Source organism: Sphingobium sp. CR28 (assembly GCF_052327305.1).
Taxonomy (GTDB): Bacteria; Pseudomonadota; Alphaproteobacteria; order Sphingomonadales; family Sphingomonadaceae; genus Sphingobium.
Genome location: NZ_CP182486.1, coordinates 925,524 through 951,598, shown reverse-complemented (window position 1 = coordinate 951,598; position 26,075 = coordinate 925,524). Strand labels below are relative to the sequence as shown.

Here is a 26,075-nt window from a genome sequence, read left to right as displayed (position 1 = left end):
CGATCCCGGTCTCGCCTGCTTGCATCATGGACGATGGGCAGGGCCGCCGCTTCACCGGGGTGCGGGGCCAATTGCGAAGGCGGGCCTATGACCAGAGAGCCCGGAAAAGTCAAGCGTTGCGGGTTTTCATGCCACGCGGACACTGAGGCGGAGGCGCGGGCATGGAAGGAGCAAGAGTACCATCATAGAGGAAGCGCAGGGCGGGTCGCTGCGCGATGATCCGCCAGAGAGCCCATGACAAGGCGACCGTGCCAGCCATGACCAGCATCGCCTTGAGCGGCAGGGGAAGGGCCAGGGATTTGCCGAGAAGGACGAGGCCCGCGATGATCGGCAAATGCACCAGATAGATGACGAAGGCGCCGCTCACCAGTTCCCGAACTATCGGGCTCGGCCGGCTGGCGAAACTCTTGAAAAGAGCGAGGAGCGTCTGAGCCATACCCATAGCGGCGACCGTGGCAATGAAGCGATCAGCGGCAGGATGAAGCTCCTCACCGAACCGGATATGGAGCGTGAGCACCACGGCCGTAATGACAAACAAGGCAGGCGAGAAGCGGTGAAGCGCCTCACGGCAGGCCCGCGCGCGGGCAATCAGTCCGCCAGCCGCGAACCAGGGCGCGAACTCGATGAGCTGGTCGAGGCGAAGCATCTCCTGCGGCACCCGCGTGGCCAGACCGGCCTCGTAAAAGGCTTCGACCGCCAGTGCTTCCCATATCCCCATTGCAATACCCGCGCCGAGGCAAGTGAGCGCTATTCGGGCAGCGAGCTTTTCATCGAGATCGGGCCGAACGGGAGCGTGGAGGCGCCTGGGCATGATGCGTGAAAGCAGCGCTGCCCCGCCAAGACAATAGAGCAGCACGATGATGAACCACAGGTGGCGCAGCACATAGCCTGCCGAGGCCACGCTGTTGCGCTCAAGCGAGACCAGCGCTTCACCAAGCCTGAAGTTGGTAAGCTCACAGAAGATGTTGAGTAGCGGATTCAGGGTCAGCATCGCAGCAAGAAACGGCACGAGAAGCCGGAGGAGGCGGGCGGAAAACCACGTGCCGGCCGAGCGTCGCGCAAGCGTGACCATCGCGAAATATCCCGCAATGAGGAAGAAGGCCGGCATGCGCACGACATGGATAAGCTCGGCCAGGATGTTCATGGCCGGCATGCCCTCGCCGGAATTGAGGATCCAGACCGCATCGGCCCGGTAGGACATGGCGACATGATATGGGATACCAAGCAGCATGAGCGTTGCGCGCAGCGCATCCCAATGATGTTCACGATTTGAGATCAAAGGCGGCCGCTCTTCTTCTAGGTGGATACCCAGCCTAAGCGTCACGCAAGCGAATGGGTCCGCCCCTGTGCGTTGGTCGGAGCGGTAAAGTTGACGAAGCGAGCCATGCGCGCCCGTCGGGGGGAGAAGCAGGCAAGTCAGGCATTGCCGCCACGCTCCAGCTTTTCTAGGAGCCGGGAATGACTGACATTCGCAAACCCGACGACTGCACCACAATGGCCGACGTTCGTCTCGGGGTCGATGCCGTGGACCGCGAGCTGATCGCGCTGCTGGGCCAGCGCTTCGGCTATATGCGTGCCGCCGCGCGGATCAAACCCGAGCGCGGGCAGGTGCGGGACGAAGGACGCAAGGCGCAGGTCATCGCGCAGGCGCGCGAGGAAGCGAAGCGGTTCGGCATTCCCGATGCTCTGGTGGCCGATCTTTGGGAGACTCTGGTGGAAGGCTCGATCGCCTATGAGCTCGAGCATTTCGAGCAAAAAAGAGACTAGCGCGGCCGGGGATTGCCCAGCGTGGAGAGCACACCACGCAGCGTGCGGACTTCCAGATGATTCCAGCCGGGCTTGGTGAGGAGCGTGCGTAGCGTCCGCTTGGTCGCGCCGGTCCGGTCGGGCGGATAAAAATAGCCCGCGTTTTCGAGCAGCACCTCCAGCTGGCCGATCATACCCTCCAGCTCCTCCTGGGGGGCGGGGGAGAGAATCTCCGTGATCGTTGGCTGCACCAGATCGGCCTGCTTTGACCACTCATAGGCTGCCAGGATCACCGCCTGCGCCAGATTGAGCGATCCGAAATCGGGATTGACCGGCACGGTGAGGATCGTGCGGGCGAGGGCCACTTCGTCGGTCTCCAGCCCTGATCGCTCCGGGCCGAAGACAATGGCCGATTTGCCCGGCTCGGCGTGGATGGCCCGAGCGGCCTCGTCCGGTCGAACCACAGGCTTTGTGACTCCGCGCTTGCGGACTGTGGTCGCATAGACATGGGCACAATCGGAGACCGCGTCGGCCAGCGTGTCGAAGACTTGCGCGCTCTCAAGCACGATGTCGGCGCCAGCGGCAGACGGGCCGGCGTCCGGATTGGGCCAGCCGTCGCGCGGGGCGACGAGACGCAGTTCGCTCAGCCCGAAGTTGAGCATCGCGCGCGCGGCCTTGCCGATATTCTCACCGAGCTGGGGACGGACAAGGACAATCGCGGGTGGGGGTGCCTTGCTCGTCACTCCCCGCCGACCTCGCGGATAGACCCGGCGAAATCCTCGAAATCGCGCGCTTCGGTGAAGTCCTTATAGACGCTGGCGAAGCGGATATAGGCCACGCTGTCGAGGCCCTTCAGCCCTTCCATGGCCAGCGCGCCGATGCGCGTGGTGGGCACTTCGCTTTCACCGCTGGTCTCAAGCTGGCGCTGAATGCCCGAGACCAGACGCTCGATCTTGACGGGCTCGATCGCCCGCTTGCGGCACGCGAGCTGGATGGACCGGGCGAGCTTGTCCCGGTCGAACGGCTCGCTCGACCCCTCCGATTTCAGCACCATGATTTCGCGCAGCTGGATCCGCTCGAAGGTGGTGAAGCGGGCGGCGCAGCCCTCGCACTGCCTGCGGCGTCGGATCGCGGCCCCGTCCTCGGTCGGCCGCGAATCCTTCACCTGGCTGTCTTCATGGCCGCAATAGGGGCAGCGCATGGGCTGTGCCTTTCGAGGTCAGTAGATCGGGAAGCGAGCGGTCAGCGCCGCCACCTTGTCCCGCACATGCTGCTCGACCTGACCGTCGCCCTCGTCGCCATTGCGAGCGAGGCCATCGACGACCTGCGCGATCAACCCACCGATCTCGCTGAATTCCGCTTCAGTGAAACCGCGGGTCGTGCCGGCCGGCGTACCAAGCCGGATGCCCGAGGTGACGAACGGGCTGGCCGTGTCGAACGGCACTGCGTTCTTGTTACAAGTGATGAAGGCGCGATCGAGGCCCTTCTCGGCGGCCTTGCCGGTCACGCCCTTGGGGCGCAGGTCCGCCAGCATCAGGTGATTGTCCGTCCCGCCAGAGACGATCCGCACGCCGTGCTTTTCAAGGCTGGCGGCCAACGCACGGGCATTGGCGACGATCTGCCGAGCGTAGTTGGCGAACTCCGGCTCAAGCGCCTCTTTGAAGGCGACGGCCTTGGCCGCGATCACGTGCATCAGCGGGCCACCCTGCATGCCGGGGAAAACCGCCATGTTGATCTTCTTGGCAATGGCTTCGTCATTGGTGAGGATGACGCCCGAACGCGGGCCACGCAGCGACTTGTGCGTGGTCGTGGTGACGACATGGGCGTGAGGGAAGGGCGAGGGGTGCGCGCCGCCGGCGACGAGACCGGAGAAATGCGACATGTCCACGAGCAGGAGCGCGCCCACTTCGTCCGCGATCTCACGGAAGCGCTGGAAGTCCCAAACGCGCGAATAGGCCGTACCGCCCGCGATAATGAGCTTGGGACTGTTCTCGCGCGCGATCCGCGCGACGTCGTCCATGTCGATCAGATCGTCGTCCTGCCGCACGCCATAGGGCACGGGCTTGAACCACTTGCCGGACATGTTGACCGGTGAGCCGTGCGTGAGGTGTCCGCCTGATGCGAGATCCAGCCCCATAAACGTGTCGCCGGGCTGCAGCAGGGCGAGGAACACGGCCTGGTTCATCTGGCTGCCGCTGTTGGGCTGCACATTGGCGAAGGCACAACCAAAGAGCTTCTTCGCGCGCTCAATCGCCAGCGTCTCGACCACGTCGGCATATTCGCAGCCGCCATAATAGCGCTTGCCGGGATAGCCCTCGGCATATTTGTTGGTGAAGATGGAGCCGGTCGCTTCCAGCACGGCCTGCGAGACAATATTTTCGGAAGCGATCAGCTCGATCTTGTCCTGCTGGCGCTTCAGTTCGTTGCCGATCGCGGCGAAGATTTCCGGATCGGCGCTTTCCAGATGCTCTGAGAAGAAGCCGGCCTGGCGGATGGCGGGGGAAAGGGTGTCGGTGCTCATCGAAGATCCTTTCAGAGCGCGGGCTGGGACAGTTTTTCGACGCGGCCGGCATGGCGACCGCCGCCGAACTCGGTCGAAAGAAAAGCAGTGAGGATCGCCTTGGCCATGTCCTCGCCGATCAGGCGAGCGCCCATGGCAACGACATTCGCGTCATTATGTTCACGCGCGAGGCTCGCGGAAAGCGGCTCGCTGACCAGCGCGCAGCGGCACTCGGGGACGCGATTGACTGCGATGGAGATGCCGATGCCCGATCCGCAGAGCGCGACGCCGCGCTCGGCTTCGCCATTCGCGACCGCGCGGGCGAGCTTGTAGCCGAAATCGGGATAATCGACCCGCGCGTCGGTCTCCGGGCCAAGATCGACGACATCATGGCCTTCGCCGCGAAGCCATTCAGCGAGCGCGGCCTTCAGCACAATTGCGGCATGGTCGGAGGCGATGGCAATACGCATGGGTTGGTCGGTTTCCGTGTGCGGCGAGTCGAGTTTCTGGGGGCTATCTAGTGGCGAGGGCCGGCAAGTGCCACCACCGATTGCGCGGGCGCGTGTTTCCCGTGACTCTTGTCTCATCATTGCGCCAACCCACGCCGCCCGCTAACGGACACGGCATGGCCGGCACAATTCTCTCCATCCTGATGTTTGCGGGGCTCGCGCTCACTGCTGGCGGGCTGGTGCTCATTTTCCGGCAGCATAACAGGAAGCAGGGCAGCCTCATGCTGTTGGCCGCCCTCGTCATGTTCGCCAATGTAGCAATCTGGTCGTTGCCCGGCCCCGGCCTGCCAGGCTGACTGACCCTCAGCGTTCTTCGACGCGCGAAATTCCGTATAGCGTGATCTGACGTTCGCCGATGCCCAGCGCCTCCCAGGCATCCCGCCACTCCTGCATATGGGCGCTCTCCGAATGCGCGCGGAGCGCTTCCTCGTCGGTAAACATCTCGAAGATGCGGATCAGTCCGGGTTCCAGAAGGTCCGCCGCAAAGCTGTAGCCGAGGCATCCCGGTTCCGCACGGCTCGCGGCGATCATACGCTCCATTACGGGGCGCGCGTCGTCGAGCCGATCGGCGGGCAGGCGGATGGAACCAGCGAGGATCAGCATCGGTGGAGCAAGCCTTAACGAATGGGTGAATCTGGCGCGAGCCGCATGTCGAGATAATTGTCGACACTCATCATCAGCTGGTCGAGCTCATGCTCGAAGAAGTGATTGGCGTTGCGGATCTCGTCATGATGAATGGTGATGCCCTTCTGGGTGCGCAGCTTGTCGACCAGCTTCTGCACGCTATTGGCGGTCACCACTTCGTCGTTCACGCCCTGCACGATGATCCCTGACGACGGGCAGGGGGCGAGGAACGAGAAGTCGTACATATTGGCTGGCGGCGCCACCGAGATGAAGCCACGCACTTCCGGGCGGCGCATCAGGAGCTGCATGGCGATCCACGCGCCGAACGAGAAGCCAGCGATCCAGGTCGTCTGTGCCTCCGGGTGGAAGCTCTGCACCCAGTCGAGCGCTGCTGCCGCGTCGGAGAGTTCACCGATGCCGTTGTCGAACGTGCCCTGGCTGCGGCCCACGCCGCGAAAGTTGAAGCGCAGCGTCGCAAATCCGCGCTTCACGAACGTCTTGTAGAGCGCCTGCGTGATGCGATCGTTCATCGTGCCCCCGCCATGCGGGTGCGGATGCAGGATGAGGGCGACCGGCGCGCGAGGGCGAGGCGGGGGGCTGAAACGCCCTTCGAGGCGGCCTTCCGGGCCGGGGAAAATCACGTCTGGCATGGCACCTTTGTTTTTCTGCGCGGGGCCGGACCTCGAACGGGTGGCGAGGCTGGCGATGTCGGGTTGGCGGGATATATAGGTCAGAGGGCGCGAAGCGCAACGAACTTGATCGCCGGACGCGCGGGCCGGCTATCCCAATGGACGCAGGACTTTGACCGGACGCATCTATCTCGATCATGCGGCGACCACGCCCATCCTCCCGGAGGCGCGCGTCGCGATGCTTGAGGGCATGGAGCTGTGGGCCAATCCCTCCTCGCCCCACGCCGCCGGCCGGCGCGCGCGCGCTCTGCTGGAGGACGCGCGCAGCCGCATTGCGCAGCCCCTTGGCTGGGACGGATCGGTCATCTTTACATCCGGTGCGACCGAGGCCCTGACCCTTGCGATCCATGGCAAGGGCACCCCGGTATTGGCCAGTGCGGTCGAGCACGACGCTGTGCTGCGCCATGTTCCGGCTGAACGCCGCATTCCCGTCGGCACGGACGGCATTGCGATGCTCCCCGAAGACATTCCCGTCGGAGCACTTGTCGCGATCCAGCATGTGAACAGCGAAACCGGGATCATCCAGCCGATCGCCGCCATTGCCGAACGCGTTCACGCGGCTGGCGCTTATCTGCTGTGTGATTGCAGCCAGAGCGCGGGCAAGCTCGATCTGCCGCTAAGCGCCGACATGATTGTCCTTTCCGCCCATAAGCTGGGTGGCCCCATCGGCATCGGCGCTCTTCTGGTGCGCGATCTTGCCTTGCTACAGGCGCGAGGCGGGCAGGAGCAGGGCTATCGCGCTGGCACGGAAAACCTGCCCGCCGCGCTGGGCTTTGCGGCTGCTCTCGGGGCGGACCGCGCATGGCTGGAAGATGTCGCGCGACTGCGCGCCGGTCTCGATGCCGCCATCGTTGCCGCAGGCGGCGAGATCGTGGGTGCGCAGAGTCCGCGCCTTCCCACTATTTCGAGCTACCGCATGCCCGGTCTGGATGCGCGCACTCAACTCGTTCGGTTCGATCTGGCAGGCATTGCCGTGTCGGCAGGGTCCGCCTGTTCGTCCGGTTCGCTTCGGCTTGGATCTATCCCGATTGCGATGGGTTGGGGCGATGGGGCGGCGAATGAAGTCATTCGTGTCAGTCTGGGGCACAGCACGGGTCAGCGAGAGATTGACGCATTTCTGCGGGCATGGCAGGCCATGGCCACGGGAACGCAAAAAATATGACATATCTGGACTATCAGGCGACGACACCGCTCGCGCCGGAAGTCGCGGCGGCAATGGTTGATGCCATGGACCGCTTCGGCAATCCGAACAGCGCGCATCGCTATGGCCGGCAAGCGGCGAGCGATGTGGAGTTGGTGCGTGAACGCGTGCACGGCACACTCGGCATTCAGAGCGGACGCATCGTCTTCACCAGTGGCGCGACGGAAGCGCTTAATCTCGCTATCGTCGGCGCGGCGCGCGCTGCTCCGCCTTCGAGGCGGCGCATCGTTACGATCGCCACCGAGCATGCCGCAGTGCTCGATACCGTCTTGTCGCTCCGACATGAGGGATTTGAACCCGTTGTTCTCCCGGTCGATGCCAATGGTCTGGTGGATCTGGACATTGCGTCGGCGGCGATCGACGCGCGTGTCGCTTTGCTCGTCGTCATGCACGTCAATAATGAGATTGGCGTCATCCAGCCGTTTGCCGCCTTGTCGGAGATTGCGCTGGACGCGGGTGTCCCGGTGCTTTGCGACGCGGCCCAGAGCTTCGGCCGGCTGATGCTCCCCCCCGCCGACATGGTGGCGCTGAGCGCACACAAGATCCACGGACCCAAGGGTGTCGGCGCGCTCTGGCTACGCGACGGCTTCGAGATCGCGCCCGTGCTGCACGGCGGAGGGCAGGAGCAGGGGTTGCGACCCGGTACGCTCTCTCCCATGCTTTGCGCGGGCTTTGGTGTGGCGGCGGAGCTGGCCAAAGGCCGGGGAGACGCCGATCTCATCCATGTTCGCGCCCTGTGGGAGCGGGCGCTGGCTCTGTTCCCCGGCTGGACGTTGAACGGCGCGAGCGATCATCGCTATCACGGCAATCTCTCGATCCGGCGGGATGGTCTGGATGCGGCGCGGCTCATTTCGGATGTGCGGGATGTGGCGATCTCGGTCGGCTCGGCCTGTGCCAGCGGGTCCGGTCGCCCCAGTCATGTGCTGCGCGCGATAGGCTTGACGGACGCAGAGGCAAAAAGCACGCTGCGTATTGGTTTTGGTCGCTATACGACCATCGAGGAACTGGAACAGGCGGCGAGAGCGATCGTCGCAGCAGCAGAAGGACAACGTATCGTCGCATGATCAAGGTGGCCTTTCTCAGCTCCGACGGCGCGCGTACCGACATAGCCGATGCGGAGGAGGGGCAGAGCCTTCTGGAGGTCGCGCAGGCCTACGGCCAGCCGCTGGAAGGCACATGCGAAGGGCAAATGGCCTGTTCGACCTGCCATGTCATCGTTGATCCGGCCGATTTCCCTCGCCTTCCACCCGCCAGCGAGGACGAGGAGGATATGCTGGACCTCGCTGCCGCCACGACGCGCACCAGCCGGCTCGCTTGCCAGATCACCCTCACGGCAGAACTGGACGGACTGAAGGTGCGCATTCCGGGCGAAAGTCGCAACATGCAGGGGTTGTAGCGTCACCTCCGCTTGCATTTTCGGAGGCCTCCCGCCATATGCCGCCCCGGAAGTCGGGCGGACGTAGTCTTCGCCAACCTGGTCAGATCCTGACGGAAGCAGCCACAACGAATTCGCTGCGGGTCGTTCCGGCTTCCACCCTTCTCTCCCTCGACGCTTCGACAAGCGATCCGTGAAGGGCTAAGCTCGTCGCTTCATGACCGATTCACCGCCAGCCTATCGCGTTCTTGCGCGCGCTTACCGCCCTCAGACCTTCAGTGAGTTGCTGGGGCAGGAAGCGATGGTGCAGACGCTCGCCAACGCGATCCGCCGTGATCGCATTGCCCATGCCTTCATCATGACCGGGGTGCGCGGTGTCGGCAAGACAAGCACTGCGCGGTTGCTCGCCAAGGCGCTGAACTGCGTGGGGCCGGACGGGCAGGGCGGCCCGACGATCGACCCATGCGGTGTTTGCGAACCATGTCGGGTAATCGCGGAAGGCCGCCATATCGACATCATCGAGATGGACGCGGCGAGCCACACTGGCATCGACGATGTGCGCGAGATCACCGAGGCGTGCCGCTACGCCGCTGTCTCCGCCCGCTTCAAGATGTACATTATCGACGAGGCGCACATGCTCTCGCGGCAGGCCTGGAACGGCCTCCTCAAGACGCTGGAGGAGCCGCCCGCCCATGTGAAGTTCATCTTCGCGACCACTGAGGTCAACAAGGTGCCGGTCACGGTGCTCTCGCGCTGCCAGCGCTTCGATTTGCGCAGAATCTCCGCCGAGACCCTCCACAGCCTCTTCACCGACATCGCGCTGAAAGAAGGCGTCACGGCTGACGGGGACGCGCTGGCCATGATCGCAGGCGCTGCGGAAGGCTCGGCGCGTGACGGCCTGTCCATTCTCGATCAGGCAATTGCTCATGCGGAGGCGGACGGAGCGGGCGGAATGCCGCACGTTACTGCTGATCAGGTGCGCGGGATGCTGGGCCTTGCGGACAAGGGCGCCGTTCGCGCCTTGCTTGGCCATGTTTTGACTGGGGATGCCCCGGCTGTGCTGGACTCTCTCGCCGAGCAGGATGCGCTGGGCGTCGAGCCGGCGGCGACAATCAACGGCCTTCTTGAGCTCATTCACGCCGTCACGCTTGCCAAGGCATCGCGCAAGAGCGGTAACGCCGCGCAGCCGGAAGCCGAGCGAGCTGCGGTCGATCGCTGGGCCGGCGAACTTTCCTTCCCCGTTCTCCATCGGCTCTGGCAGCTCCTGCTCAAGGGGCATGAGGAAGTCGCGAAAGCGGCGCGGCCCGCGCTCGCCTGCCAGATGGCGCTGTTGCGGCTCGTCCATGCGGCCAGCCTGCCCGACCCTGCCGAGCTTGCGCGGCTGCTAGGGCAGGGCGGTGGCCTGCCGACGTCCGCGCCTCCTGCCTCGTCGCCTGCGCCGGGGCCCATTGAGAGCCCGGCATCGTCGTCAGGCAGCGCGGCAGCACCGCAAGTCACGACAGCGCCGCAAGTCAGCGCGCCGGATGCACCAGCGGATTTCGCGGCGCTTGTCGATCAGGTTTCCCGCGTGGATGCGAAAACCGGCAGCGATTTGCGGCTCTATGTGGGCCTTGTCCGCTATGATCCGCCGCATCTCGATCTCAAGCCTTTGCAGCCGCTGGATGCAACTTTCCTTTCGCAGCTCGTGGGCGTGCTGAAGCGCATTTCCGACATTCGCTGGGCAGTTCAGCTCAAGGATGGCCCGAGCGCGCCTTCCATCGCCGACCAGGCGGTCGCTGCGGACAGGGAGGCCGCGGAAAACATGGTTTCGCAGCCGATCGTGCAGGTAGCTATCGCTGCCTTTCCCGATGCGAGGCTGCTCAGGCCCGGTACTGATGACGTGTGGAGTTATAAGGCATGAAGGACATCAACGAGATTCTCGGCATGGCGAGCCGGGTTCAGGAGCAGCTCGAAAAGGCTCAGGCCGATCTCGATCATGTCGAGGTGTCCGGCGTGTCCGGTGGAGGACTGGTGAAGATCGTCGCCACTGCAAAGGGTCGGATAAAGTCTCTCGCCATTGACGATTCCCTCATGGTTCCTGCCGATAAGGCGGTTCTTGAGGATCTGGTCGTCGCTGCGTTCAACGATGCGCGGGCGAAGGCCGACGAGGCGAGCGCGAAGGAAATGAGCAAGATGGCAAGCGGTCTGCCGCTCCCGCCCGGTTTCAAGCTGCCGTTCTGATCGGTTCTTGCTCTACTGAGCGGCGTTAGGACGGCGCTGCGTCGCCGCATTGAATTGTTGGCGATGCTGCCGATATTAGCGGCGTGACTATTCGGCCTCTGGCCCCTTGGAGTTTCGATGGATCTGAATCTGCCCCTTCTGCCGCTGCGTGATATCGTCGTTTTCCCGCAGATGATCGTTCCGCTCTTCGTGGGTCGGGACAAGAGCGTCAGCGCGCTTGAAAAGGCGATGGAGGGCGACAACGACATCTTCCTCGTTGCGCAGCTTGATCCGTCAGAGGACGATCCGGATCGCGACGCGCTCTATGACATGGGCGTCATCGCCACGATCGTGCAGATGCTCAAACTGCCGGACGGCACCGTCCGCGTGCTGGTCGAAGGCAAGAAGCGCGGCACGCTGGTGAGCGTCGAAGAGGCCGAGGGGCACCTCGTGGCCGCCGTTCGTCCGCAGGAAGATGTCGACGCCGGCGGCGCCGAGGTCGAGGCGATGATGCGCTCGGTCGCCGATCAGTTCGAGAACTACGCCAAGCTCAACAAGAAGCTGCCGGCCGAGGCGCCGGTTCAGCTGCGCGAGATCGCGGAGGCCGGGCGCCTCTCGGATTTCGTTGCCTCCAACATCGCGGTCAAGGTGGCGGACAAGCAGGCGCTGCTGGTCGAAGCCAACCCGCTCAAGCGTCTTGAGATGGTCTTCGCCTTCATGGAAGGCGAGCTGGGCGTGCTGCAGGTCGAGAAGAAGATCCGTGGCCGCGTAAAGCGGCAGATGGAGAAGACCCAGCGCGAATATTATCTCAACGAGCAGTTGAAGGCGATCCAGCGCGAGCTGGGTGGCGGCGAGGGCGAGGAGAATGATGAACTCGCCGAACTGACCGACAAGATTGCGAAGCTCAAGCTCAGCAAGGAAGCCCGCACCAAGGCGACGGCGGAGCTGAGGAAGCTGAAGTCCATGCAGCCCATGTCCGCTGAAGCGACGGTAGTGCGCAACTATCTCGATACGCTGCTTGGCCTGCCCTGGGGCAAGAAGAGCAAGCTCAAGAAGGATCTGGTGCAGGCACAGGAAGTGCTGGACGCCGACCATTTCGCGCTCGACAAGGTCAAGGACCGCATCATCGAGTATCTCGCCGTGCAGGCGCGCTCGGATAAGCTCAAGGGGCCGATCCTGTGCCTCGTGGGTCCACCCGGCGTGGGCAAGACCTCGCTCGGCCGCTCGATCGCCAAGGCGACGGGTCGCGAATTCGTGCGCCAGTCGCTTGGCGGCGTGCGCGACGAGGCGGAGATCCGTGGTCATCGCCGGACCTATATCGGCTCGATGCCTGGCAAGATCGTCGCCAACATGAAGAAGGCGGGAGCAATGAACCCGCTGATCCTGCTCGACGAGATCGACAAACTTGGCCAGGATTTCCGGGGCGATCCGGCCTCCGCGCTGCTGGAGGTTCTCGACCCCGAGCAGAACAGCAAGTTCCAGGATCATTATCTGGAGATTGATGTCGATCTTTCGGACGTGATGTTCGTCACCACCGCGAACAGCCTCAATCTGCCGCAGCCTTTGCTCGACCGCATGGAGATCATCCGGCTGGAGGGCTATACCGAGGACGAGAAGGTCGAGATTGCCGAGCGCCATCTGGTCGCCAAGCAGATCGAGGCCCATGGCCTTAAAGAGGGGGAGTTCGCGGTGAGCGAAGCCGCCCTGCGCGACCTCATCCGCTATTATACGCGTGAGGCAGGCGTCCGCACGCTTGAGCGCGAGATTGCGCGTCTTGCCCGTAAGGCGCTGCGGCGCATTCTCGAAGGCAAGGCGCAGAGCGTCACTGTGACTCCTGAGAATCTCGGTGAATTCGCGGGCGTGCGCAAGTTCCGGCACGGCATGGGCGAGGAGGAGCACCAGATCGGTGCCGTTACTGGTCTCGCCTGGACGGAAGTGGGCGGCGAACTGCTGACCATCGAGAGTGTGACTGTTCCGGGCAAGGGCCTTATCAAGACGACCGGCAAGCTCGGTGACGTCATGAACGAGTCCGTGCAGGCGGCATTCTCCTATGTGAAGGCGCGCGCGCCCGCTTACGGCATCAAGCCCAGCATCTTCCAGCGGCGGGACATTCATACTCATCTGCCTGAAGGCGCCGTTCCGAAGGATGGGCCGTCAGCCGGTATCGGCATGGTGACGTCCATCGTCTCCACGCTGACTGGCATTGCCGTCAGCAAGGATGTCGCGATGACGGGCGAAGTCACGCTGCGTGGCCGGGTGCTGCCGATCGGCGGCTTGAAGGAAAAGCTGCTGGCGGCATTGCGCGGCGGTGTGACGACTGTGCTCATCCCCCAGGAGAACGAAAAGGATCTCGAGGATCTGCCGTCCAACATCCGCGAAGGGCTAACGATCATCCCCGTGAGCCATGTGGACGAGGTTCTGGCGCACGCTCTTGTGGCGCCGCTGACCCCGATTGACTGGTCGGATGATGACGATCTCGCAGCCCAGCCGACCCCTGCCGCGAACGGCGATGGAGAGACCAGCCTGAGGCATTGAGATCGGCGGGTGAGAGAAATGCTGCAACGCAGCATGTATCTTGCTGATTTGGCGGCGAGAATCTGCACGCGCGAAGGCGGGTTCTAAAGTGCGTAAATCCGGCGTTAACCGGGCTATAATTTGAGCAAAAAGCGAGGAAAAGCGTCAGTTTGTCGTGTTTAGAACGCTTGGCGTTGAAATTGTTTTGACAGAGCAAGGAACACGCGCCTTTATGCGCGACTTCTAAAGCGCGATTCCCAGCACTAAGCGAAAGACGAAGGGGGTTCCCAAGGCATGAACAAGCAGGATCTGATCAGCGCCGTCGCCGATACGAGCGGTCTCAGCAAGACTGATGCGAGCAAGGCGGTAGAGGGCGTGTTCGACTCGATCACGGCTGCGCTCAAGAAGGGCGACGAGGTTCGCCTCGTTGGTTTCGGAACCTTCTCGGTTTCCAAGCGCAAGGCGTCCACCGGTCGTAATCCGCGCACCGGCGAGACGATGACGATCAAGGCCTCGACCCAGCCCAAGTTCAAGCCGGGCAAGGGTCTGAAGGACGCCGTCAACTAATATCGGACGCTCAGCTTAGGCTGAGCGGGCGGCGCATCCGGTTCGGTTCGTGCCGCATCGGAATCGCGCCATTATCAAATCGCGCGAAGGGGGCGGCTTTATGTCGCCCCTTTTCTTTTAGGTTCTGTCGCGCAATCGGCTTGACGCTTCATGCGCCCGCGCTTTATGGCGCGCGTCTTGGTCGCAGTTGCGGCCCATGGCGACCGTAGCTCAGTTGGTTAGAGCGCTGGTTTGTGGTACCAGAGGTCGCGGGTTCGGATCCCGTCGGTCGCCCCATCATTCCCGTTCTGCAGAGCGCACCTGCGCCGTTATCGCGCTGGGCGCCATCTGGTATCTTGAGGCGCCGCATGACTTCTCTCTGGTCCATGGTCGATTTCGACGGACATGAAGACGTCCACTTCTTTTCCGATGCGCAAAGCGGCTTGCGGGCGATCATCGCGATCCATTCCACATATCGCGGCCCGGCAGCCGGCGGGGTGCGCTACTGGCACTATGCCGATGACGAGGCGGCGCTGAAGGATGCACTGCGTCTCTCGCGTGGCATGAGCTACAAAAACGCGATGGCCGATCTGCCGATGGGTGGCGGCAAGGGCGTGATGCTCGCGCCCGAAGCTGGTGCGCCCAAGATGCCGGACATGCTTGCCGCCTTTGGACGCGCGATCGGGACGCTGGGCGGACGCTATGTCACGGCCGAGGATGTCGGCATGAGCGAGGCGGACATGCTCGCCATCGGCAGGGAGACGCGCCACGTCTCGGGTTTGCCGGTGGTGAGTGGCGCTGCCGGCGGTGACCCCGGCCTCTACACCGCGCAGGGCGTTTTTCTGGGTATCAAGGCCGCTGTCGCTCGCGCGCTGGGTCGGGAGGATGTGCGGGGAGTTCATGTGGCAGTTCAGGGCGTCGGCAGCGTCGGCGGGGGCGTTGCCCGGTTACTGGCCGCAGAAGGCGCGCAATTGACGCTTGCCGATGTCGATGATGCGAAGGCAGCCGTGTTCGCGACCGAACTCGGCGCGGCGCATGTGCCCGCGAGCGAGATTCTGGCCGTGAAGGCTGACGTCGTCAGCCCGAATGCGCTTGGTGCCGTTCTCGACGAAGCGAGCATCGCTGCACTGAACGCGCCTGTGGTCGCAGGCGGCGCGAACAACCAGCTTGCCACGCCGGAGGATGCGCAACGCCTGCACGCGCGCGGCATTCTTTATGCGCCCGATTATGTCATCAATGCGGGCGGCATCATCAACGTAGCGCTCGAATATCTGGGCGCGGGCGGCCGCTCCGCAGTGATGGAGCGGATCGCCGGCATCCCGACCCGACTGACGCGCATCTGGGCGGAGAGCGAAGCGACTGGCGCGCCGGCGGGGGATGTAGCAGACGTGATGGCGCGCGAACTGATCGGGCGCGCCTGATCCTCGTCCTATCTGCGGCCGACAAAAGGCTGTTGCACGGCATCTGCACGTGCTTATAGCCCCGCATGGCCGGGCAGAATGATAATCGAGAGACGGGCGCTACGCTCGATCCCCGCTGGGACGCGCAGGGACTCGTCACCGCCGTTGTGACCGACAGCGCGACTGGCGAGGTCTTGATGCTCGCGCATATGAACGAGGCCGCGCTCCGGGCGACGATCAAGACGCGCGTCGCTCATTTCTGGTCTCGGAGCCGGCAGGCGCTATGGCGCAAGGGAGAGACCTCGGGCAACGAACTGCTCGTTCAGGACATTCGCGTCGATTGCGATCAGGATGCGGTGTGGCTTATCTGCACGCCGCGTGGTCCGGCCTGTCATACCGGCGCGCGCAGTTGCTTCTATCGTCGAGTGACCGGGGAGGGCACGCTTTCCTCCGTTGAGGAACAGTCGCGGAGCTGAGCGTCGTGCAGTTGCTTCGGGCCTTGGCTGTTGTCGTTCTCCTCGCCTCGGCCTCGTGCGAGGACCGCAAGACCGTCCATGAGAGCGCCGCCACGCCCACCGCGCGGGCGCTGGACTTGCGGGCGCGGGAGACGGGCGCACTTCCCGACCGGGAGCGGGTCGATCCTGCTGGCATCTATCAGCGTCGTTATGAGGGCGGGGGAGATCGCCTGTGCCTTGTGCCGGAGGGCGCTGGCGGCAAGCGCTTCACCTTCGGCGCAGAGACGCGCTTCGGGGGAGAAGAATATTGTCTCGGGCGCGGCAAGGCCCGCCTCGCAGGCGACAAGCTGCTGCTGACATTCGAGGGCGGGGCCTCATCTTGCGTCATCGTGGCGGGATATGAGGGAGACCGGATCGTGATGCCCGGCAGTGTCGACGTCTCCTGCGCCGCGCTTTGCAGCAATCGAGGGTCATTCTCCGGTGCCAGCTTTCCCCGCGTCCGGCAGGAGAAAGGGCGAGAACAGCCACTGAAGGGTGGAGACGGCCAACCTCTTTGCCGTTGACGTAAACGTCAATTCGGCATAGCCTCAACGGCATGACTCAGATCATTGCCGGCATCGGCCTCTCCGACACGGAAGACGACCGCCTCTTCACCATCTCCGATCTTTGCGCGGAGTTCAGCGTCACGCCTCGCGCTCTTCGCTTCTACGAGGATGAAGGGCTGATCGCGCCGCGTCGGCAGGGGTTGTCGCGCATCTACGGGCAGCGTGATCGCGCACGGCTCGCGTGGATCCTGCGCGGCAAGCGAGTTGGCTTCAGCCTGTCGGACATTCGCGAGATGATCGATCTCTATGATGCCGGGGACGGACGCGAGAGCCAGCGCCGGGTCACGATCGAAAAATGCCGTGCGCGGATTGCGCTGCTCAACGCCCAGAAGGCGGACATTGACGCAGCCGTTGCCGAGTTGACCGACTTCATCGCCACAGTCGAAGACGCGATCGGCCACGCGCGGGACTGACGCGTTACATATGAGCGGCGGCGCCAATGACCGCCGGCTTTTCTGGAGAGACGAGATATGCCGAGCTACACTGCCCCGGTCGCTGACACCCGCTTCGTCCTCGACGAGATCGTCGGTCTCGATCGGATGACCAATGTCCCCGGTTTCCAGAGCGCAGGCAGTGATCTTGTCTCGGCTGTGCTGGAAGAGGGCGGCCGCTTTTCCGCCGAAGTGCTGTTTCCGCTCAACCAGTCCGGAGACGCGCAGGGCTGCACCCGCCACGCCGATGGCAGCGTGACCACGCCGGACGGCTTCAAGGAGGCGTTCGATCAGTTCGTGGCTGGTGGCTGGACCACGCTTCACGCCCCGGAGGAGCTGGGCGGGCAGGGCCTGCCGATGGTCGTCGCCACGGCCGTCAACGAATATATGCTCTCGGCCAACCAGTCGTTCGAGATGTATCATGGACTCACGGCGGCAGCGACGTCTGCTGTACTCGTCAAAGGCAGCGATGCGCTCAAGCAGAAATATCTGCCCAAGATGATCGAGGGCGTGTGGACCGGCACAATGAACCTGACCGAGCCGCACGCCGGCACGGATCTGGGAATGATCAAGACGAAGGCCGAGCCACAGCCGGATGGCAGCTATCGGATCTCAGGCAGCAAGATATTCATTTCCGGCGGCGAGCAGGACCTCTCCGAGAACATCATTCATCTCGTCCTTGCCAAGCTTCCCGGCGCGCCGGAGGGTAGCAAGGGGATCTCGCTCTTCCTTGTGCCGAAGATTCTGGTGAATGAGGATGGCTCGCTGGGCGAGCGCAACGGTGTCTCCTGCGGCTCCATCGAGCACAAGATGGGGATCAAGGCCAACTCGACCTGCGTCATGAACTATGATGACGCGACTGGCTGGCTCGTCGGCGAGGAAAACAAGGGGCTGGCGGCAATGTTCATCATGATGAACGCCGCCCGTCTCGGCGTCGGCCTTCAGGGCCTCGCTCAGGCCGAAGTCGCTTATCAGAACGCTGTGCATTACGCGATGGAGCGTCGGCAGGGGCGCGCGCTGACTGGCCCGGCAGAGCCGGACGAGCGCGCGGATACGCTGTTCGTTCATCCCGATGTTCGCCGGATGCTCATGGAGGGCAAGGCGCTGACTGAAGGGCTGCGCGCACTTTGTCTCTGGGGGGCTTTCCAGGTCGATCTTGCGCACCTCGCGCCGACTGAGGAGGAGCGGCAGACCGCTGACGACATCATTTCGCTGCTTACCCCCGTCATCAAGGGCTACGGCACGGATAAGGGCTTCGATGTTACCGTGCTCGCGCAGCAGGTGTTCGGCGGCCATGGCTATATCGATGAGTGGGGCATGGGCCAGTATGTGCGCGATGCGCGCATCGCCATGATCTACGAGGGCACCAACGGCGTGCAGGCGATGGACCTGATCGGCCGCAAGCTTCCCGCCAATGGCGGCCGTGCCGTCCAGGCCTTCTTCAAGATGGTGGGGGAGGATGTGGTGGCCGGCAAGGCTGACCCGGCGACCGCTGCCATTGCCGAGGCGCTTGAAAAGGCGAACCAGCAGCTTCAGGCCGCGACCATGTGGCTCATGCAGAACGCCATGACCAATCCCAACAATGCGGGCGCTGCAGCCTATGCCTATATGCATATCATGGGCATTGTCGCGGTCGGCCTCATGTGGCTGCGCATGGCGCGCGCCGCGCAGGCGCAGCTCTCGGCAGGGGGTGGCAACACTGCATTTCTTGAGACCAAGCTCGTCACGGCCCGCTACTTTGCCGAGCGGATCATGCCGGAAGCCGGTGCGCTCCGCCGCAAGATCGAGGGCGGGGCAGACGCCATTATGGCTCTGCCGCCCGAGGCGTTCCTTACTGCCTAGGCGGCGCGCTAGCCTTCACGGCTTGGCGGGAAGTGCCGGAGGAGCGGCCACCGCCTGTCCGGCCGGCTGAGGAACGGTACGCAGGATGATCGTCTCGCGGGCCGGACCCGGCGGAGCCGCTGCCGGTTCCGCGCTTCGGCCCCTCATGCACTGCCCGAGAGGCGCATTGGGAATTTTCGTGCAATTATAGAGCGAGCGCTCGATCCCGGCGTCCTTCGTGCGGAGATAGGCATAGGCCATCGCCGCGATATTGGCCTCTGTCAGGGGGAAGGCGCGGGGGGCACTGTCCGCACTGATCCAGCCAAGCAGGCGGCAGCGGGGGCGTCCCGCGCAATAGGTCCGCGCGATTTCCTCGAAGCCGGATGGCCCGGCTGCCCGGTCGAGCAGCACGGCATGTGATTCGCCTTCGGGCGTGACCGCCAGCAGCCGCACGCCCGCCACGCGCCCGCCAATCTGTGCGGCCTCGATCGTCAGCGGCTTTTTGGTGTCGTCGATGAGCGAAACGGAAGGAAGCGCAACCCCGGCCACTGCCGTGGCTACCGGTGCCTCGGTTGAGACATGCTCGGGTGAGATTGCGGCGAGGGCGGCAATGCGAGGCTCTTCGCCCTTCACCCGGCGGAGAAACGCGCTGGGCGTGCCCCACCAGCCTTGCCACCGGAAGAAGAGATGCGTGTCTATAGCGGTCACCTTCTCGAGACTGCTGCTCCAGTAAGGGACCACCCAGTCTGTGTGGTAATGCGTGGAGTAGCCGACGGGGCGGAAGACGCCGCCATCCAGCATCGCAGACGCAAGCTTGCGCGCGCGTTGCCAGGCAGCGGGCGCCGGAAGCCGCGCCATGGCCCCGTCACATGTGAAGGTGAACTGGCAGCCTGTCGCGCGCTCGGACCCTTCGAAGACGACCTCGCATACCGTCTTGGGGAAGGCGGGGTGGCGCAGGCGATTGAGCACGACCTGACCTACGGCGCGCTCGCCTATGGGCTCGTCACCGGCCTCATAGAGCATTGCCGCGGCAAGGCAGTCCGTCGCGCGGGCGAGAGAGGGGAGGTCGCCGGCAAAGCGGAACGGCTTTGCGGCCGGGTTTGGCGCAGTGGAGAAGGGAACCGCCGCGTTCGCCATGCGGGCGGTCTCCGGCGTCATGTCGCGAAAAGCGACGGGCTCGACCGGCGGAGGCGGAATCTCACGCCGGGCAATGCTGCGGTGATGATTTCCTGCGCTCGGCCTCGCTGGATAGGGCGAGATCCACGCCGCGAATATCGGCAGCGCCACAATGAGCAGCGCCGCCGCTATCCACGCGAACGGCCCCGGCCGCCTTGCGGAAGCGCCGCTTAGCATTGCCGGGGTCATGCGGATGGGCTCACTGGTTCCGCTTATTCCGGCAGGAAATCCGGCACCGAGAGATAGCGCTCGCCGGTGTCGTAGTTGAAGCCCAGCACCCGACTGCCGGCCGGCAGTTCGGCGAGTTTCTGGGCAATCGCCGCGAGCGTGGCGCCCGATGAGATGCCGACGAGTACGCCTTCCTCCCGTGCCGCGCGGCGCGCAAACTCCTTGGCGTCAGCCGGATCGACCTGGATCACGCCATCCAGCAGTTGCGTCTGGAGATTGGCGGGCACGAAGCCCGCGCCGATGCCCTGAATGGGGTGGGGGCCGGGTGCGCCGCCGGAGATGACCGGGGAAAGGGTCGGCTCGACCGCGAAGACCTTGAGGCCGGGCCACGCGGCCTTGAGCACTTGCGCCACGCCCGTGATGTGACCGCCGGTGCCCACGCCCGTGATGAGGATGTCGATCGGCGCATCGCCAAAGTCGGTGAGGATTTCCTGCGCGGTCGTCTTCACATGCACGTCGATATTGGCCGGGTTCTCGAACTGCTGGGGCATCCAGGCGCCCGGCGTCTGATCGACTAGCTCCAGCGCGCGTTCAATCGCACCTTTCATCCCCTTTTCGCGCGGGGTGAGGTCAAAGGTGGCGCCATAGGCGAGCATCAGCCGCCGCCGCTCGATGCTCATGCTCTCGGGCATGACGAGGATGAGTTTGTAGCCCTTCACTGCCGCGACCATGGCAAGGCCAATGCCGGTGTTGCCCGATGTCGGCTCGATGATGACGCCGCCCGGCTTCAGGCTACCGTCCTTTTCCGCCGCTTCGATCATGGAAAGCGCAATCCGGTCCTTGATCGATCCGCCGGGATTGGCGCGCTCGGACTTGATCCAGACTTCGGTTCCATTGGGCGCATCGCCGAAAAGCCGGTTCACCCGGATGTGCGGGGTGTCGCCGATAGTCTCGAGGATAGTGTTGGCCTTCATGCCTGATTCTCCTTTGCCGGATGGTCCGTCCGCATGTCGGGTGGGTCGAAAGTGCGCGCCAGTTTAAGCTCGGGAAACAGCCGTGACCAGACGAGCGTGATGACAATTGCGCCAAGGCCACCCAGGATCACGGCCTGCACCGGACCGATGAGCGCGGCGAGGAAGCCGGATTCAGCCTCGCCCAGCTCGTTCGAGGCCGAAATGGTGAGGCCGGAGACGGCGCTCACCCGCCCGCGCATCACGTCCGGCGTGTGGAGCTGGATGAGCGAGGAGCGCACGAAAACCGAGAACATGTCGGCGCTCCCCCACATCGCCATCGCGCCCATGGCCACAATCATGTCCAGCCCCTTGGGCAGAAACGCCGTCGATCCGAAGATGATGGTCGCGAGACCGAAGACGAAGACGGACGCGAGCATCTTCACCCCGACATTGTGTCGTAGCGGAGCGAAGGAGAACCAGAGCGCGGTCAGGAGCGCGCCGACTCCGGGCGCGGCGGCGAGCATGCCGAGCCCGCGCGAATCGACATGCAATATGTCACGGGCATAGACGGGCAGGAGAGCGGTCGTGCCGGCGAGAAGCACAGCGAAGAGATCGAGCGTGATTGCGCCGAGCACCAGCCTGTTTTCCCGGACATAGGAAAGGCCATCAAGGATCTGGCCGATCGGCCGCCGCTTGCGATCCGGAGTCGCCTGCGGAACCTTGCCGACGATGAACAGGCATGTCGCGGCGGTCAGGAAGAGCCCGGCGCTGGCCAGATAGGCGGCGCTTGGGGTGAGAGAATAAGCAAAGCCGCCGATCGCCGGGCCGATGATCGCGCCGGTCTGCCAGACCATCGAGCTGAAGGCGATGGCGCGGGGCAACAGGCTCTTTGGCACCAGATTCGGCGCGAGAGAGCTCAAGGCTGGCGCCTGAAATGCGCGGCATACGCCCAGCACGACCGCGACGCAGAAGATCATCGGCAGGCTGGTCCACCCTTCATAGCTTCCGAGCGCCAGAAAAAGCGTGCAGCAGGACAATGTCGTGAGGGTGATTTGCGCCAGTCGTGTGCGGCTCATTGTGTCGGCCGCCAGCCCCGCGAACGGCGTAACCGCGAAGAGGGCAATGAACTGGATGAGGCCGATAATGCCCAGTTGCGCCGCGGCCTGTGGCGCATCCATAGTGCGCCGGGCGATGTTGTAGGCCTGCCACGCAATGATGAGGGCCATGCCCTGTGATCCAAGGATCGTCGCCAAGCGCACGACCAAGAACGCCCGGAACTTGCCGATCAGCAGCGGATGCGTGGGTTCGATCGAAGAAAGATCGGTGAGAGTGGACTCATCCGGCGGGGCGCTGGCCATCGCGGCTCCTTGGCGGAAGGTGCTCGCCAGCGCAATGTCGCTTGGACGTGCGGCGCTGCAAATTCCTCTGTGCCTGCTGGGTGAACGGACGGCCCAAACGGCCAAGCCACTGATTCAACAAACTTTAATGACGAAAAGAAAACCCGGCTCCGCCGAAGAGGAGCCGGGTCTAGTTATTGAGCACTGACATGCGATCAGCGCCCATCGGGTCGCATGGCCAGTCTTAATGATATGGTCTTAACAAAATAAGACCGTGATCCGCCATTCATCTGAAATTACAGGTCAAGAATTCTGTATTTTCAAACAATTGACTTGGTTCTGGAAATTTCTCTCCAGAATGGACGAAATAAATCCGGTCATTTGAGTGCGGAAAGTCGCGCCGGTATTCGCAGCAATGCAGTCAGGGGAAAGCGGTTCCCGCTGAGTAAGCCTCATGCGAGGCTAACGAAACTGTCGAGCACGCGCTTGCGCCCGCTCGTCTCGAAGTCGATCTCCAGCTTGTTGCCTTCGATCTGCGCAACCGAGCCATAGCCGAACTTCTGATGGAAGATACGCTGGCCCAGGCTGATATCGCTGCGCCCCTTGTTGCCGATGCTCACGGCGCTTTGGCGCGCCTCGACCAACCGGGTGGGTTCGCGCGAAAAACCACCAGAGCTGGCGGCGCGCTGCCAGCCCGGTCCCCGTCCGGAGCCTCGGGCGACATTCGCGAAAGGGTCGTCCCGCTCGGACCAGTTGGCGCGCCATAGCGAGGCGCCACCGGTCATCGTCGTCTCCTCCTCGACATGCTCAGCCGGAAGCTCGCCCACGAAGCGCGACGGGATGGAACTGGTCCATTGCCCGTAAATCCGACGGTTGGCCGCGTGAAAGATGAAGCACAGGCGGCGGGCGCGGGTGATCGCGACATAAGCGAGGCGGCGTTCTTCCTCCAGACTGGCAAGGCCGCCCTCGTCGAGTGCGCGCTGCGAGGGGAAGACCCCGTCTTCCCAGCCGGCGAGGAACACGGTGTCGAATTCCAGCCCCTTGGCGGCGTGGATCGTCATGATCGTGATTCTGGCCTCGCCCTGCGCGGCCTCATTGTCCATGACGAGGCTGACATGCTCGAGGAAGGCGCCGAGCGTCTCATATTCCTCCATGGCGCGGGTGAGTTCCTGGAGGTTTTCGAGGCGTCCGGAAGCTTCTGTCGTTCGCTCCGCCTGAAGCACCGCGGTATAACCGCTCTCGTCCAGAATGAGCCGGGCGAGTTCCGCATGGTTCATCGTCTGCGCCATGTCGCGCCAGCGGGCGAGGTCGCCCACGAAGCGCCCAAGCGCCTTGCGCGCCTGACCGGTCAGCTCGTCGGTGTCGATAATGCGCGCGGCGGCATGAGAGAGGGGGCTGGCTTCCGCGCGAGCGAGCCGGTGGATTTTCTCCACGGCTTTGTCGCCAAGCCCGCGCTTGGGCACATTAACGATCCGCTCAAAGGCGAGGTCGTCGGCCGGCTGGTGGACCAGCCGCAGATAGGCGAGCGCGTCGCGAATTTCCGCCCGCTCATAGAAGCGGAAGCCGCCCACGATGCGGTAAGGGATTCCGATCTGGATGAACCGGTCCTCAAACTCGCGGGTCTGGTGCTGCGCGCGGACGAGGATCGCAATGTCGTCGAGCGAAGTGCCGCGTCGCTCCGCCGCCTCGATCTCCTCACCGACCCGCCGCGCTTCTTCCGGCCCGTCCCATACCCCGATCACGCGGATCTTTTCGCCCGCGTCCCGCTCGGTCCACAAATCCTTGCCCAGTCGCCCGCCATTCTGCGCGATCACGCCCGATGCAGCAGCGAGGATATGAGGTGTCGAGCGATAATTCTGCTCAAGCCGGATGATCGTCGCGCCGGGAAAATCCCGTTCGAAGCGCAGGATGTTGGCCACTTCCGCGCCGCGCCAGCTGTAGATCGACTGATCGTCGTCTCCCACGCAGCAGATGTTCTTGCGGGCCTGCGCGAGCAGGCGCAGCCAGAGATACTGCGCCGAGTTGGTGTCCTGATACTCGTCGACCATGATGTAGCGGAAGCGCTCTTGATATTGCTCCAGCACATCCCGGTTCTGCCTCAGCAGCGTCAGCACGTGGAGCAGCAGGTCGCCGAAGTCACAGGCGTTGAGCGCTACGAGCCGGGCCTGATAGGCGGCGTACAACTCCTTGCCGCGCCCGGCGGCGAATTCCTCGCTTTCTCCGGCGTCGACATCGGAGGGGTTAAGCCCCCGGTTCTTCCATCGATCGACGAACGCCGCGAAGGCCCGCGCCGTCCACCGCTTCTCGTCGATGCCTGCCGCCTGAATGAGTTGCTTCATCAGGCGGAGCTGATCGTCGGTATCGAGAATGGTGAAGTTAGATTGCAGGCCGAGCAGTTCGGCATGGCGCCTCAGCATCTTAGCGCCGATTGCGTGGAAAGTGCCGAGCCATGGCATGCCCTCCACTGCTGGTCCAATCATACGCCCGACCCGCTCGCGCATCTCGCGCGCGGCCTTATTGGTGAAGGTGACGCAAAGGATTTCGGAAGGGTAGGCGCGCCGCGTTGCCACCAGATGCGCAAGGCGCGCGGTCAGCGCCGCAGTCTTGCCCGTGCCTGCTCCGGCCAGAACCAGAACTGGCCCTTCTGTGGTGAGCACGGCCTCCCGCTGCGGAGGGTTCAGGCCCGTAAGATAGGGAGGATCGTCAGGGGAGGGGACAGGATGAGACATCATAAGGGAGGTAGGAGGGGGATCCGAGACGGGCAAGCTCTGCTTCGCTCGGCAGGTCGATAAGCTAGAACAAAAAGAGAATCAATCTTGAGGAGAACCGCTTGACCTATGTTGGCGATCATGAGAACAGAAAGTGAATATCAGGGAGGCGAATATGTCGACGGGTGGCTGCCATTGCGGGGCAATTCGGTTTGAAGTGCGTGGGGAGCCGCAGCATAGTGCGCTTTGTCACTGCTCTGATTGCCGCAAGGCATCTGGCGCCCATATGGTCGGCTGGGCTCTCTTCGAGCAGGACGCAGTGACGATTTCAGGCGAGCCCGTGCGCTATCAGTCCTCAGAATATGGGGAGCGCCAGTTCTGCGGCACCTGCGGGACCAGCCTGTTCTATCTGAACCAGACCATTTTCCCGGGCAAGATCGACATTCAGAGCGCCACGTTCGACGATCAGGCGCTCTTTCCGCCACAGGCGCACATCCAGCTTGCCGAAGCAGCGCCCTGGATGGCGCAAGTGGACGAACTGCCGAAGTTTGATCGTTTCCCCGGCGAGTGACGTTCGGAGGTCAGCGCGGGAAAGCGAAGGCGGGCGAATAGTCCGTGCGGTTCATGAAGATGCTCTCCACCTTCTCGACCAGCTTGCCGTTGACCTCGGATGCTTTTGAAGCGGCCTGCCATTCGGGGTCGGCGCGGAAGGCCTGCCAAGACGCGTCGCGGGCTGCACGGTCGGGATAGGCGAGCACATAGACCAGTCTGCCATTGGGCGTTTCGGCCGTCGGCGCCTCGTTCCAATAGCCCAGATTGGTCATGCCGTGTTTTTTGAACAGCCGGATCGTGTGGTCGCGGAAGCGCGCATTCACAGCATTCAGCTTGCCTGCCGCCGGGTAGTAGATACGCAGCTCATAAAACGCGGTTTTCGGATCGAGCGTGGGTGCCTGGGTTTGAGCGGGCGTCTGGGCGTGGATCGGCGCAGTCGCGGCCATGAGGAAGAGCGCGGAAGCGCCAAAGCGAGGAAGGTGCATCGCGCCGTTGTAGCGCTGGTCCTCCGTTTGGCAATGGCTGCTTCGCTATCCGCCCGGAACGCCCTGCCCTCCATTCGTGCG

The 26,075-nt window shown here is 63.7% G+C and carries 26 protein-coding genes, 1 tRNA gene, 1 other RNA gene and 1 pseudogene; 17 read left to right on the top strand and 12 right to left on the bottom strand.

The window, feature by feature from the left end:
• Window positions 1-109: 109 nt before the first annotated feature.
• On the bottom strand, window positions 110-1,279 hold the full coding sequence (locus tag ACNAOH_RS04495) for an acyltransferase family protein (protein WP_443971567.1): 1,170 nt from the start codon (window positions 1,277-1,279) through the stop codon (window positions 110-112).
• 179 nt (window positions 1,280-1,458) lie between these two features.
• On the opposite strand from ACNAOH_RS04495, the gene ACNAOH_RS04490 reads away from it, so the two are divergent.
• Window positions 1,459-1,767 (top strand): chorismate mutase, encoded by a 309-nt coding sequence (locus tag ACNAOH_RS04490; protein WP_443971566.1) that lies wholly within the window; start codon window positions 1,459-1,461, stop codon window positions 1,765-1,767.
• On the opposite strand, the pseudogene ACNAOH_RS04485 reads toward ACNAOH_RS04490, so the two are convergent.
• From ACNAOH_RS04485 to rpiB, 4 genes and pseudogenes are all read right to left on the bottom strand, one after another.
• Window positions 1,764-2,477: pseudogene (locus tag ACNAOH_RS04485) on the bottom strand (RNA methyltransferase); the annotation flags it as partial. The gene ACNAOH_RS04490 and the pseudogene ACNAOH_RS04485 overlap by 4 nt on opposite strands.
• An 8-nt stretch (window positions 2,478-2,485) precedes the next feature.
• Entirely contained in the window at window positions 2,486-2,947 is a 462-nt protein-coding gene (gene nrdR / locus ACNAOH_RS04480) for a transcriptional regulator NrdR (protein ID WP_443971565.1), read from the bottom strand.
• 18 nt (window positions 2,948-2,965) lie between these two features.
• Window positions 2,966-4,267 (bottom strand): serine hydroxymethyltransferase, encoded by a 1,302-nt coding sequence (glyA, locus tag ACNAOH_RS04475; RefSeq protein ID WP_443971564.1) that lies wholly within the window; start codon window positions 4,265-4,267, stop codon window positions 2,966-2,968.
• Window positions 4,268-4,278: 11 nt separating this feature from the next.
• The gene (gene rpiB / locus ACNAOH_RS04470; RefSeq protein WP_443971563.1) at window positions 4,279-4,716 is read right to left on the bottom strand and encodes a ribose 5-phosphate isomerase B; all 438 of its coding nucleotides are present in this window, start codon (window positions 4,714-4,716) and stop codon (window positions 4,279-4,281) included.
• Between the two features lie 155 nt (window positions 4,717-4,871).
• Here rpiB and ACNAOH_RS04465 point away from each other — a divergent pair, with 155 nt between their 5' ends.
• Window positions 4,872-5,051, top strand: a complete 180-nt coding sequence (locus ACNAOH_RS04465; RefSeq protein ID WP_443971562.1) for a hypothetical protein — start codon at window positions 4,872-4,874, stop codon at window positions 5,049-5,051.
• Between the two features lie 7 nt (window positions 5,052-5,058).
• On the opposite strand, the gene ACNAOH_RS04460 is transcribed toward ACNAOH_RS04465, so the two are convergent.
• Window positions 5,059-5,358 carry a putative quinol monooxygenase gene (locus ACNAOH_RS04460; protein WP_443971561.1) on the bottom strand — a complete coding sequence of 100 codons (300 nt, stop codon included), beginning with the start codon at window positions 5,356-5,358 and terminating at the stop codon, window positions 5,059-5,061.
• 14 nt (window positions 5,359-5,372) lie between these two features.
• On the bottom strand, window positions 5,373-6,029 hold the full coding sequence (locus ACNAOH_RS04455; protein WP_443971560.1) for an alpha/beta hydrolase: 657 nt from the start codon (window positions 6,027-6,029) through the stop codon (window positions 5,373-5,375).
• A 151-nt stretch (window positions 6,030-6,180) separates the two neighbouring features.
• On the opposite strand from ACNAOH_RS04455, the gene ACNAOH_RS04450 reads away from it, so the two are divergent.
• The 14 genes from ACNAOH_RS04450 to ACNAOH_RS04385 all read left to right on the top strand — a co-directional run bounded on the left by ACNAOH_RS04450 (window position 6,181) and on the right by ACNAOH_RS04385 (window position 18,636).
• On the top strand, window positions 6,181-7,230 hold the full coding sequence (locus ACNAOH_RS04450) for a cysteine desulfurase family protein (protein ID WP_443971559.1): 1,050 nt from the start codon (window positions 6,181-6,183) through the stop codon (window positions 7,228-7,230).
• Window positions 7,227-8,333, top strand: coding sequence for a cysteine desulfurase family protein (locus ACNAOH_RS04445; protein WP_443971558.1), 1,107 nt, complete (start codon window positions 7,227-7,229; stop codon window positions 8,331-8,333). The genes ACNAOH_RS04450 and ACNAOH_RS04445 overlap by 4 nt, the downstream gene beginning before the upstream one ends.
• Entirely contained in the window at window positions 8,330-8,665 is a 336-nt protein-coding gene (locus ACNAOH_RS04440) for a 2Fe-2S iron-sulfur cluster-binding protein (protein ID WP_443971557.1), read from the top strand. The genes ACNAOH_RS04445 and ACNAOH_RS04440 overlap by 4 nt, the downstream gene beginning before the upstream one ends.
• A 45-nt stretch (window positions 8,666-8,710) precedes the next feature.
• Window positions 8,711-8,808: signal recognition particle sRNA small type (ffs, locus tag ACNAOH_RS04435), an RNA gene on the top strand.
• Between the two features lie 53 nt (window positions 8,809-8,861).
• Window positions 8,862-10,544: a DNA polymerase III subunit gamma/tau gene (locus ACNAOH_RS04430; protein ID WP_443971556.1), complete on the top strand. Its 1,683-nt coding sequence runs from the start codon at window positions 8,862-8,864 to the stop codon at window positions 10,542-10,544.
• A complete protein-coding gene (locus ACNAOH_RS04425) occupies window positions 10,541-10,864 on the top strand; it encodes a YbaB/EbfC family nucleoid-associated protein (protein ID WP_443971555.1) in 324 nt (107 codons plus the stop codon). The genes ACNAOH_RS04430 and ACNAOH_RS04425 overlap by 4 nt, the downstream gene beginning before the upstream one ends.
• Window positions 10,865-10,981: 117 nt before the next feature.
• A complete protein-coding gene (gene lon, locus ACNAOH_RS04420) occupies window positions 10,982-13,378 on the top strand; it encodes an endopeptidase La (RefSeq protein ID WP_443971554.1) in 2,397 nt (798 codons plus the stop codon).
• Between the two features lie 273 nt (window positions 13,379-13,651).
• Window positions 13,652-13,924: an HU family DNA-binding protein gene (locus tag ACNAOH_RS04415; RefSeq protein WP_443971553.1), complete on the top strand. Its 273-nt coding sequence runs from the start codon at window positions 13,652-13,654 to the stop codon at window positions 13,922-13,924.
• A 199-nt stretch (window positions 13,925-14,123) separates the two neighbouring features.
• A tRNA-His gene (locus ACNAOH_RS04410) sits at window positions 14,124-14,200 on the top strand.
• A gap of 71 nt (window positions 14,201-14,271) precedes the next feature.
• A complete protein-coding gene (locus ACNAOH_RS04405; protein WP_443971552.1) occupies window positions 14,272-15,324 on the top strand; it encodes a Leu/Phe/Val dehydrogenase in 1,053 nt (350 codons plus the stop codon).
• 65 nt (window positions 15,325-15,389) lie between these two features.
• Window positions 15,390-15,779: a phosphoribosyl-AMP cyclohydrolase gene (gene hisI / locus ACNAOH_RS04400; RefSeq protein WP_443971551.1), complete on the top strand. Its 390-nt coding sequence runs from the start codon at window positions 15,390-15,392 to the stop codon at window positions 15,777-15,779.
• Window positions 15,780-15,802: 23 nt separating this feature from the next.
• Entirely contained in the window at window positions 15,803-16,321 is a 519-nt protein-coding gene (locus tag ACNAOH_RS04395; RefSeq protein ID WP_443971550.1) for a hypothetical protein, read from the top strand.
• 32 nt (window positions 16,322-16,353) lie between these two features.
• Window positions 16,354-16,776, top strand: coding sequence for a MerR family transcriptional regulator (locus tag ACNAOH_RS04390; RefSeq protein WP_443971549.1), 423 nt, complete (start codon window positions 16,354-16,356; stop codon window positions 16,774-16,776).
• A 57-nt stretch (window positions 16,777-16,833) separates the two neighbouring features.
• Complete coding sequence (locus tag ACNAOH_RS04385; RefSeq protein WP_443971548.1) at window positions 16,834-18,636, top strand: acyl-CoA dehydrogenase C-terminal domain-containing protein; 1,803 nt, start codon at window positions 16,834-16,836, stop codon at window positions 18,634-18,636.
• A 15-nt stretch (window positions 18,637-18,651) separates the two neighbouring features.
• Here ACNAOH_RS04385 and ACNAOH_RS04380 read toward each other — a convergent pair whose 3' ends face one another.
• The 4 genes from ACNAOH_RS04380 to ACNAOH_RS04365 form a co-directional block, all read right to left on the bottom strand.
• Complete coding sequence (locus ACNAOH_RS04380; protein WP_443971547.1) at window positions 18,652-19,980, bottom strand: cell wall hydrolase; 1,329 nt, start codon at window positions 19,978-19,980, stop codon at window positions 18,652-18,654.
• 23 nt (window positions 19,981-20,003) lie between these two features.
• Window positions 20,004-20,933 carry a cysteine synthase A gene (cysK, locus tag ACNAOH_RS04375; RefSeq protein WP_443971546.1) on the bottom strand — a complete coding sequence of 310 codons (930 nt, stop codon included), beginning with the start codon at window positions 20,931-20,933 and terminating at the stop codon, window positions 20,004-20,006.
• Entirely contained in the window at window positions 20,930-22,270 is a 1,341-nt protein-coding gene (locus ACNAOH_RS04370; RefSeq protein WP_443971545.1) for an MFS transporter, read from the bottom strand. The genes cysK and ACNAOH_RS04370 overlap by 4 nt, the downstream gene beginning before the upstream one ends.
• A gap of 431 nt (window positions 22,271-22,701) precedes the next feature.
• Entirely contained in the window at window positions 22,702-24,978 is a 2,277-nt protein-coding gene (locus ACNAOH_RS04365; RefSeq protein WP_443972044.1) for an ATP-dependent helicase, read from the bottom strand.
• A 154-nt stretch (window positions 24,979-25,132) separates the two neighbouring features.
• On the opposite strand from ACNAOH_RS04365, the gene ACNAOH_RS04360 reads away from it, so the two are divergent.
• Complete coding sequence (locus tag ACNAOH_RS04360; protein ID WP_443971544.1) at window positions 25,133-25,528, top strand: GFA family protein; 396 nt, start codon at window positions 25,133-25,135, stop codon at window positions 25,526-25,528.
• Between the two features lie 10 nt (window positions 25,529-25,538).
• Here the strand turns inward: ACNAOH_RS04360 and ACNAOH_RS04355 are convergent, their stop codons facing one another.
• The gene (locus ACNAOH_RS04355) at window positions 25,539-25,994 is read right to left on the bottom strand and encodes an NIPSNAP family protein (protein ID WP_443971543.1); all 456 of its coding nucleotides are present in this window, start codon (window positions 25,992-25,994) and stop codon (window positions 25,539-25,541) included.
• Window positions 25,995-26,075 lie beyond the last annotated feature (81 nt).

What these genes read in the sequence shown, in the direction of transcription:
- hisI (WP_443971551.1), top strand. Translation starts at nt 15,390, where the DNA reads ATGGCCGGGCAGAATGATAATCGAGAGACGGGCGCTACGCTCGATCCC.
- lon (WP_443971554.1), top strand. Translation starts at nt 10,982, where the DNA reads ATGGATCTGAATCTGCCCCTTCTGCCGCTGCGTGATATCGTCGTTTTC.
- ACNAOH_RS04390 (WP_443971549.1), top strand. Translation starts at nt 16,354, where the DNA reads ATGACTCAGATCATTGCCGGCATCGGCCTCTCCGACACGGAAGACGAC.
- ACNAOH_RS04465 (WP_443971562.1), top strand. Translation starts at nt 4,872, where the DNA reads ATGGCCGGCACAATTCTCTCCATCCTGATGTTTGCGGGGCTCGCGCTC.
- glyA (WP_443971564.1), bottom strand. Translation starts at nt 4,267, where the DNA reads ATGAGCACCGACACCCTTTCCCCCGCCATCCGCCAGGCCGGCTTCTTC.
- ACNAOH_RS04440 (WP_443971557.1), top strand. Translation starts at nt 8,330, where the DNA reads ATGATCAAGGTGGCCTTTCTCAGCTCCGACGGCGCGCGTACCGACATA.
- ACNAOH_RS04415 (WP_443971553.1), top strand. Translation starts at nt 13,652, where the DNA reads ATGAACAAGCAGGATCTGATCAGCGCCGTCGCCGATACGAGCGGTCTC.
- rpiB (WP_443971563.1), bottom strand. Translation starts at nt 4,716, where the DNA reads ATGCGTATTGCCATCGCCTCCGACCATGCCGCAATTGTGCTGAAGGCC.
- ACNAOH_RS04460 (WP_443971561.1), bottom strand. Translation starts at nt 5,358, where the DNA reads ATGCTGATCCTCGCTGGTTCCATCCGCCTGCCCGCCGATCGGCTCGAC.
- nrdR (WP_443971565.1), bottom strand. Translation starts at nt 2,947, where the DNA reads ATGCGCTGCCCCTATTGCGGCCATGAAGACAGCCAGGTGAAGGATTCG.
- cysK (WP_443971546.1), bottom strand. Translation starts at nt 20,933, where the DNA reads ATGAAGGCCAACACTATCCTCGAGACTATCGGCGACACCCCGCACATC.
- ACNAOH_RS04365 (WP_443972044.1), bottom strand. Translation starts at nt 24,978, where the DNA reads ATGTCTCATCCTGTCCCCTCCCCTGACGATCCTCCCTATCTTACGGGC.
- ACNAOH_RS04360 (WP_443971544.1), top strand. Translation starts at nt 25,133, where the DNA reads ATGTCGACGGGTGGCTGCCATTGCGGGGCAATTCGGTTTGAAGTGCGT.
- ACNAOH_RS04370 (WP_443971545.1), bottom strand. Translation starts at nt 22,270, where the DNA reads ATGGCCAGCGCCCCGCCGGATGAGTCCACTCTCACCGATCTTTCTTCG.
- ACNAOH_RS04490 (WP_443971566.1), top strand. Translation starts at nt 1,459, where the DNA reads ATGACTGACATTCGCAAACCCGACGACTGCACCACAATGGCCGACGTT.
- ACNAOH_RS04425 (WP_443971555.1), top strand. Translation starts at nt 10,541, where the DNA reads ATGAAGGACATCAACGAGATTCTCGGCATGGCGAGCCGGGTTCAGGAG.
- ACNAOH_RS04355 (WP_443971543.1), bottom strand. Translation starts at nt 25,994, where the DNA reads ATGCACCTTCCTCGCTTTGGCGCTTCCGCGCTCTTCCTCATGGCCGCG.
- ACNAOH_RS04385 (WP_443971548.1), top strand. Translation starts at nt 16,834, where the DNA reads ATGCCGAGCTACACTGCCCCGGTCGCTGACACCCGCTTCGTCCTCGAC.
- ACNAOH_RS04455 (WP_443971560.1), bottom strand. Translation starts at nt 6,029, where the DNA reads ATGCCAGACGTGATTTTCCCCGGCCCGGAAGGCCGCCTCGAAGGGCGT.
- ACNAOH_RS04445 (WP_443971558.1), top strand. Translation starts at nt 7,227, where the DNA reads ATGACATATCTGGACTATCAGGCGACGACACCGCTCGCGCCGGAAGTC.
- ACNAOH_RS04405 (WP_443971552.1), top strand. Translation starts at nt 14,272, where the DNA reads ATGACTTCTCTCTGGTCCATGGTCGATTTCGACGGACATGAAGACGTC.
- ACNAOH_RS04380 (WP_443971547.1), bottom strand. Translation starts at nt 19,980, where the DNA reads ATGACCCCGGCAATGCTAAGCGGCGCTTCCGCAAGGCGGCCGGGGCCG.
- ACNAOH_RS04430 (WP_443971556.1), top strand. Translation starts at nt 8,862, where the DNA reads ATGACCGATTCACCGCCAGCCTATCGCGTTCTTGCGCGCGCTTACCGC.